The organism is Actinoplanes rectilineatus, assembly GCF_000962825.1.
Lineage (GTDB): Bacteria > Actinomycetota > Actinomycetes > Mycobacteriales > Micromonosporaceae > Actinoplanes > Actinoplanes rectilineatus.
In genome coordinates this window covers 1-6,399 of sequence record NZ_JZKF01000170.1, presented here as the reverse complement: position 1 = coordinate 6,399, position 6,399 = coordinate 1, and the positions used below count along the sequence as shown (strand labels likewise).

Sequence of the window (6,399 nt, the reverse complement as noted above, 5' to 3'; positions counted from 1 at the left end):
ACCTCACTGTTCGAACCCACCGGTGGTGGTCTCCTCGCTCGCCCTCAACTCAACGTTTCAAGAGTAGATCTTGCCTCTCATGATCTTGGCACAGAGGGCGGCGCACAGAGCCAGTAGAACCCTTCTGGTCGACGTGAAGACGGCGAGGGTTGGTACGCCCCGCGCGGCCTGATCGGCGTTCCGGGCGAGGCTTTCCTGCCGGGGGCATGGGATGCGACGAAGCTGTCATCGTCATTGCGATGGCTCAGCGTTCTTGCCGGCGCCGCAGCACGCGGGCCCTGCCTTGGTAGGTGTCGTCGCTGTGCCCGAGGCCGGGCCCTCACCAGCCGGACGGACGCGTATGGGCGGCCCCTCTGCGGTGGAGCATGAGGGATCTCGCCGTCCCGATCGCCCACGTGGGTTCATCCTGGCCGTGGTCAACTGTCCGTTGACCAGATCGACGTCTGTGACCGCATCGCGCAGATGCTGGATATCACCCGGGAGGATGTCTGCCTTGCCGGACTCGCTTCGCCGGCCGCTATTCCGCGCTGCTGATGGCTACCCTGCGGTCAGTAAAGCGTTGATCCGATGCCTGGCCGAACAGGCAGCCCGCCACGAGTCGTTGTGGGCGGCCTGCTGCCGTGAGCTGTTCACATTGCAGGCCGTCGGCTTTCACGTCGACGACGGAAGTGAGGCGTCATGGTCGAGCCCGTCGCTGATCGGTCCTCCGACCTGCGCGCGCAGTTGGCGGCCTTAGCGGCCGGCCGTAGCGACTGGCTCGACGCGGTCACTGTGGGATTGCGTGAGCGCGCATTTCTGACCGGGGCGTGGCTTTACGGCTCGCTAGCGTCCGAGTCCGATGACCCGTTCAGCGATGTTGACCTGGTCGTCGTGTTCGACGAGTCGATGCCGGGCGAGGTACTGCGGGATCCGGTGAACGGCTTGGGCCTGCCGGGACAGGTCTTGTTCACCCGGGGCAAACCTCGCAATGCGCCACTCGGCGGTGGCTACCGGGCGGTGTGCCTCGACCTGGACGGACTGCCACTGCTGGTCGACCTGTGCCTGTGGCCGACGGCGACCGCCACTGTCCCGGCCGGCAGCCGGGTGCTGCACGAGACCGGGACGCTGCCGCGCAGCGAGCTCGGGTTCATGGCGTTGATGGACCGGCACCGGACGACGGACAGCCGGGGCGCCGACCCGGACGCTGCGGAGAACATCCTGTTCCTGACCCAGCTGGCCGCGAAGTACCTGGCGCGGGGAGACCGGGAACGACAGGAGGCCATTCACGACCAGCTAGGCCTGCCACCGGATACGGCCGCGCCTGGCCTGGCCCGGATGCTGCGGGATCGCATCGACCTCGCCGGGCATCCGGAGCTGGCCCCGGCCGTGACCGCCGCCGGCCGGCTGATCGACCTCGCCGATGCGGTTGCTGCTGCGCGGCACCGCACCGCGTAAGGAGTTCTTCCGGCAGCAGTTCTGGATAAGAGGACAGCAGATGACCGATGTCGGCGAGGCGTCGATCTGGGACACCGCCGTCCGATGGCGGGCGTATCTGGATGAGCAGAACGGCTCCGCCACGCTGGAACTGACGATGCGGATCGCGAAGATCATGGAAGAGGCCGGCGAAGCCGTTCAGGCATGGGGCGGGGTTCTTGGTCAGAACCCGAGGAAAGGCGTCACCCATACGGTGGGCGATGTGGTCGGTGAACTCGCGGCGTGGCCTTCACCGCGCTGGTGGCCATCGCCAGCCTCGGCCAGGATCCCTGTGCCGTGATGACCGCGTGCGCGGTCAAAGCCCGAGACCGCCTCCCCGAGCGGCCGGCCGCGATCGGTGAGCCCAGCGACCGGTCGTCAGAGTTGCCAGCATGAAGGCCGAGAACACCGTCCAGCGGACGAGATATGGCTGCGGACGCACGCAGAACCGGCACTGCGCACCGCATCCCGGCGCCCGGCCGCACTGGCACGCGCAGGGGCATGCCGGCGGTGAGGACGGGCCGCGGTGACGCCGGACGACCTTGTTGCGGCGGCGATCCGCCAAGCCGAGGAGGGCATGGCACACGGTGAGATGCCCATCGGCGCCGTGGTGGAGATGGGCGGTGAGATCATCGCGAGTGCGTTTACTCAGGACCGGGCCCAGAACCGGCGGCTGATTCATGCCGACCTGCTCGCGATGGACCAGGCCGACCTGCTGCTGCGTGACCGGCCACGGTCGGCGCCGTGCGGTTGGCGGTCAACCTGGAGCCCTGCCTGATGTGCTTGGGCGCCGCGCCCGCCCCCCTGCCGTGCCCGGGATTTGGAGAACACCGTTATGAACCGTCCGCCGCGCTTCTACTGCGGAATCGACTGGGCCGACCACCTCAACGACGTCGCCATCGTCGACATCCGGACCGGTGCCATCACGCATCTGCGCATCCCGGCCACACCCGACGGCGTCCGCAGTTGGAAATGCCGTCAGTCAAGCCTTCTTCTCATCCATCAGATGGTCATTGAAGAAGTATCCAACTATGTTTGCCATCCTCCCACACGACTTATCAAGATAGGCCAATAAAAACCCGAGCCCGAAGGCCAGTGCTTGACGTGGAGCATGTCCCGCACGTGCCGAGCTTTCATTTACTGGATATACCTCGCCAGTCACTCGGACATGATGGGGTTGATAATTTGAGCTTCCGGAATCCGCGGTCGCAACCAGGGTTCCGTCGAGCGAAAGAATCATGTCCAGTTCAAGTGGGACCTTGTCCTCAATATCCGTACTTTTCACAAGCTCTTTGAACCGTTCACTCGGTGCATCAATGAGCCAAGGATCGCCGATGATTCCAAATATCCCGAACAATGGGTTTGACCGGTACGGACTGGTCAACGCGGCGCCAATGGTGACACCGCCTGGCAGATAGCCAGAATTGGAATACTTCTCTACTCCAACCCTGTCTCGGATCTTCTGAAGGTGCAGGGCTGCCTCCGTCAGTGCCTTCTCCGTCAGAGTGCGCTTCACTTCGATGATGGCGACGACCGCTTCAATAGGAACGATCTCGACTCCCTGGCTGTCATCAACCGTCCACAGCGAGTGCGGCACAAGGGTGTCGACGATGATTACGTCCACCTGCGGCGAGACGGAAGGCTCCTCCGCTGCGTTACTGGCAGAAACGATATACCCGTGTGTCACGCGAAAGCGGGCCGGTACAACGCGGCGCAACAACTCTCTTACTTCGGACTCTACGCTATCGCCGGAGCTCTTAATCCCATGAAGGTACTGATGGATCACTAGCGTCTTCGTCACGATGAAATCTAGGTACTTTAGGTTGACGTCGAACAGGTCCCGATATGAGATTGCCATAACAGGCATGCCTCCGAAAATCGGCCGTAGGAAGTTTGGGCTCCAGGCCAGCGATGTCCGAAAATCCCGTCTTTCCTTGGACGACCGGCCAAGGCGTCTGGTCGAGCCCAATTCATCTTGCCTAAGCTGGGTCGACGGTCAACTAGATTCCCTCTTCTGGGGTCCGCCGAATAGGTAGGGGCTACACTTTCATGCCGCTGATCGCGCTTCCGCGCGGGCGGGGTGACCAGGCTGGCGGCCAGTACGCTTCATCGGTGCCGGATGACGAACTCACGATCAAACTCACCAGAGACCAGGCCTTCGTGCTCTCCGACTGGCTTGACCAAATGATGGGCACCGCGGCGTTCGACAACCTCGTCAACGAGGAGCGCGCGGCCTGGTCGCCGCTATACGCGATCGCTGGCACGCTGGATAAGTCGCTTGCCGAGATCTTCATGCCGGACTATCCCGGGCGCCTTCATAACGCCCGCCAACGGCTGCTGGACAGCCTCGGCGATATCGACGGGCCGCCTACCGAGCAGTGACAGGCGGCCTGCGTCCAAGGCATCCTCGTCTGCCGCTGATAGAGGTCTCGGGCGGGCAGCCGTCCAGGATTGCGTTTTGCCATGCCGATGAGAGTGCGCGCCGATCGTCCGATGATCGTTTTCTGTGTGATATCAAGCGCCGATAATCCGATCTCAGGTTTTCCCGCTTGGCGGCTCTTCCCTCTTTTTCCCCGTCGCTCGTTGGCGAAGTATCCGAAATTCGTGTGCCTGAGCAAAAAGTCCACCAAGAAGGCTGACTACGGTAATTATTACGCTCGCGACGCCTGCCACCTTGTCGACAGAGTCAAGGCCTCTAGCGAGCAGCGTCGCCGTAATTGTGCCCAGGCCGGCGACGAAGGTTGCTAGGGCTGTCCAGATCCCTGACGTTTTATTGGTCATGCTGCCACCTCCTCACGGCTCTGACCGCTTGACGGCCTGACGGGCAACGTACGCTGAGACTAAGCAGGTTACTGGAGATACGACTGCTATCCAGAAGGCAGTATCTTTCACCTCGCTCAAATCTCCGCCGGCAATGCCATCACCCGCCACAATTGCAGCGAGTCCTAAAGAATCCTTAGCCCAGAAATATGCAACGAATGAAAACAGTCCGAAGGCTAGGCAGAGCCCAAGCCACTTGAGGTGAGTGATCTGTGGATTCGGCGCGAAGAGCCTATCGCAGATTAAATCTCCGGCGGCAGCTGCTGACAGCCCGAACGAGGCGGCAAATAGGTCCCCTCCACCGAAAACCGTAATAGCATTAAAGGATCCAGGTCCGATAGCCGCTGCCATTATGTCTGCAGCGAGAGTGAAGATCACAATGGCGGCCGAGAAGAGCCACCACTTGGCAAGCTTCAGCTCAAGCCGAGTCGGTGGACTAACCGTCAACGAAATTCCCTCCCGGGTTAACTTTGGTGCTGCATCGATACTACGGGAAGACGGTGAGCGCGTCGGCGGACGCAGCGTGACTCTCTATCAAGATCAAATCAGGCCGAGTTTGCGAAACTTACTCTCATGCCGCGATCCGGTCACCCCGCTCGTGGGCCCAGGCGTAGAGAACGGCGCGCTCCGCCCTGGCGAACGACCGGCAGTTCGGTCTGACTGGCCGACGTGGGTAGGTGTGCTTCGACCGGTTCGAGGCTTGCGTTCAGCCGGGCGAACGGGAGACTCCATCACGCCGGATTCGGTAGTTTCACCTCATGCAGCCGAAGGTCCGTCACGCGTTTGTGACCGGAACTGCTCTCGGGCTCGTTGCCGCAACCGCCTTCGCGGCTGTTGTCTGGCATTACCGTGACTCCCGACCCGGTCCGGCCTCGTCAAGCGTCCAGTCGGCGTCGGCTGGCCCGACCTCATCGGCAGGCCCCACCTGGTCGGACAGCGGTACAACGAATCTGATCCTGTCCGGTCAGGGCCCGGCATTTCCTCAGACGTTGGTGGGCTGGGAGCTTCAACACGAGTGGACCGAGACCACACGTGCCTTTACCGGTCAGTGGAGCTCGGTGTGTGGAAGTGATGCCTGTACGAATCCCTATCCGGCGACCATGAACGGCTGTAGCAACCAGCGCTTCCTCGTTCGCTGGCGTTCTCTCAATGACCCTGTCCTCTTTGCCTACGGCGAGGTCACAGGCTCTGTCGACACCGTTGTCGAGGACCGGTTGAACGAAGCGGCGCAAAAGGGCTGGGCCGAACTTGCCGGCTGTTCATGGCCGCTGTGGCAGTACCCGCCCGGACACCCGAGCACACTCGGCGACGTCGTCGTCGGCGTGCAGCACTGGGCCCCCATTCCCTAGACGACGGTTCTGTTGCAGAACCCACAGCACTCGAGCGGTTCTGCAGGTCAACCCGGCAGGTTCACCAAATCGGTTCCGACTCTGCCCGGCAAACTCATCTGCCGCCGGTCGTGCTCGGTGCTCAGTGTGGTCGTCACGGTCCGTAGGCACCATACGCGGCGGGCATGCGCTCATACCGAGTTGAGTGCACTCGACCATGGACATCGTATCGCGGAAGTTAATCCTCGTCCTCGCCACCCACCGAGCCGAAATCACCAGCTGGCTCGCGTTGGACATCGATTAGAAGATCCTGCAACACCGAGACAAGCGGATAGGGTCGGTGCTCGGCAGCAAGACAAAGAGTAAGCGCCGTTACCGGGCCCAAATTCATGGTGGCTTTTTTCTGGTCATCTGGGTGCCCGGGAATTAACGGTGCCTCCAGGTTCCCATCGTGGGCGGACAGCACGATTTCAGCAACATGGGGAACAGTTGCTCCGCTGGCAATCCAGCTGTCTGCGAGAAGCCTCGGTGATTCGCCGGTTGCCCGCTGCCATAGCTGCATCGCTTTGACGCAGAATACGATCGAGGTAAGCATTGTCTCGAACGGATCATCTTGACACCGCTGAGTCAGCCAGCTCACTCGTTGCTCGAAGGCCGTTTTGTCACCGAGTATGAAAGCGGCTAATGCGGACGAAAAGGCAGTGAGGTGATCTCAGCGAGAAGGGGCGTCTGATTCTGTACGACACGGGCAAATGCCTGCGGATCGGACGGTGCTGGATATAGGCGTGGAGCCATCGAT

The 6,399-nt window shown here is 61.8% G+C and carries 9 protein-coding genes; 6 read left to right on the top strand and 3 right to left on the bottom strand.

Annotated features, from left to right (window positions below; genetic code table 11):
* Positions 1-678 precede the first annotated feature (678 nt).
* The 4 genes from WH85_RS45635 (at position 679) to WH85_RS45625 (ending at position 2,230) form a co-directional block, all read left to right on the top strand.
* Complete coding sequence (locus WH85_RS45635; protein ID WP_157411652.1) at positions 679-1,434, top strand: nucleotidyltransferase domain-containing protein; 756 nt, start codon at positions 679-681, stop codon at positions 1,432-1,434.
* A complete protein-coding gene (locus WH85_RS45630) occupies positions 1,400-1,753 on the top strand; it encodes a MazG-like family protein (protein ID WP_245674393.1) in 354 nt (117 codons plus the stop codon). Before WH85_RS45635 ends, WH85_RS45630 begins: the two co-directional genes overlap by 35 nt.
* A gap of 91 nt (positions 1,754-1,844) precedes the next feature.
* Positions 1,845-1,982, top strand: coding sequence for a hypothetical protein (locus tag WH85_RS51375; protein ID WP_157411651.1), 138 nt, complete (start codon positions 1,845-1,847; stop codon positions 1,980-1,982).
* The gene (locus WH85_RS45625) at positions 1,979-2,230 is read left to right on the top strand and encodes a tRNA-specific adenosine deaminase (RefSeq protein WP_157411650.1); all 252 of its coding nucleotides are present in this window, start codon (positions 1,979-1,981) and stop codon (positions 2,228-2,230) included. The genes WH85_RS51375 and WH85_RS45625 overlap by 4 nt, the downstream gene beginning before the upstream one ends.
* Before the next feature lie 204 nt (positions 2,231-2,434).
* On the opposite strand, the gene WH85_RS51370 is transcribed toward WH85_RS45625, so the two are convergent.
* Entirely contained in the window at positions 2,435-3,319 is an 885-nt protein-coding gene (locus tag WH85_RS51370) for a DUF6602 domain-containing protein (RefSeq protein ID WP_157411649.1), read from the bottom strand.
* A 182-nt stretch (positions 3,320-3,501) separates the two neighbouring features.
* On the opposite strand from WH85_RS51370, the gene WH85_RS45620 reads away from it, so the two are divergent.
* A complete protein-coding gene (locus tag WH85_RS45620) occupies positions 3,502-3,834 on the top strand; it encodes a hypothetical protein (RefSeq protein WP_245674392.1) in 333 nt (110 codons plus the stop codon).
* A 411-nt stretch (positions 3,835-4,245) separates the two neighbouring features.
* Here WH85_RS45620 and WH85_RS51365 read toward each other — a convergent pair whose 3' ends face one another.
* Positions 4,246-4,719 (bottom strand): hypothetical protein, encoded by a 474-nt coding sequence (locus tag WH85_RS51365; protein ID WP_157411648.1) that lies wholly within the window; start codon positions 4,717-4,719, stop codon positions 4,246-4,248.
* A gap of 311 nt (positions 4,720-5,030) precedes the next feature.
* Here WH85_RS51365 and WH85_RS51360 point away from each other — a divergent pair, with 311 nt between their 5' ends.
* Positions 5,031-5,621 (top strand): hypothetical protein, encoded by a 591-nt coding sequence (locus WH85_RS51360; protein ID WP_157411647.1) that lies wholly within the window; start codon positions 5,031-5,033, stop codon positions 5,619-5,621.
* Positions 5,622-5,838: 217 nt separating this feature from the next.
* Here WH85_RS51360 and WH85_RS51355 read toward each other — a convergent pair whose 3' ends face one another.
* On the bottom strand, positions 5,839-6,195 hold the full coding sequence (locus WH85_RS51355) for a hypothetical protein (protein ID WP_157411646.1): 357 nt from the start codon (positions 6,193-6,195) through the stop codon (positions 5,839-5,841).
* Positions 6,196-6,399 lie beyond the last annotated feature (204 nt).

Coding starts and splice junctions, on each gene's coding strand:
- WH85_RS51375 (WP_157411651.1), top strand. CDS start 1,845: ATGAAGGCCGAGAACACCGTCCAGCGGACGAGATATGGCTGCGGACGC.
- WH85_RS51360 (WP_157411647.1), top strand. CDS start 5,031: ATGCAGCCGAAGGTCCGTCACGCGTTTGTGACCGGAACTGCTCTCGGG.
- WH85_RS51355 (WP_157411646.1), bottom strand. CDS start 6,195: ATGCTTACCTCGATCGTATTCTGCGTCAAAGCGATGCAGCTATGGCAG.
- WH85_RS45630 (WP_245674393.1), top strand. CDS start 1,400: ATGCGGTTGCTGCTGCGCGGCACCGCACCGCGTAAGGAGTTCTTCCGG.
- WH85_RS45620 (WP_245674392.1), top strand. CDS start 3,502: ATGCCGCTGATCGCGCTTCCGCGCGGGCGGGGTGACCAGGCTGGCGGC.
- WH85_RS51370 (WP_157411649.1), bottom strand. CDS start 3,319: ATGCCTGTTATGGCAATCTCATATCGGGACCTGTTCGACGTCAACCTA.
- WH85_RS45635 (WP_157411652.1), top strand. CDS start 679: ATGGTCGAGCCCGTCGCTGATCGGTCCTCCGACCTGCGCGCGCAGTTG.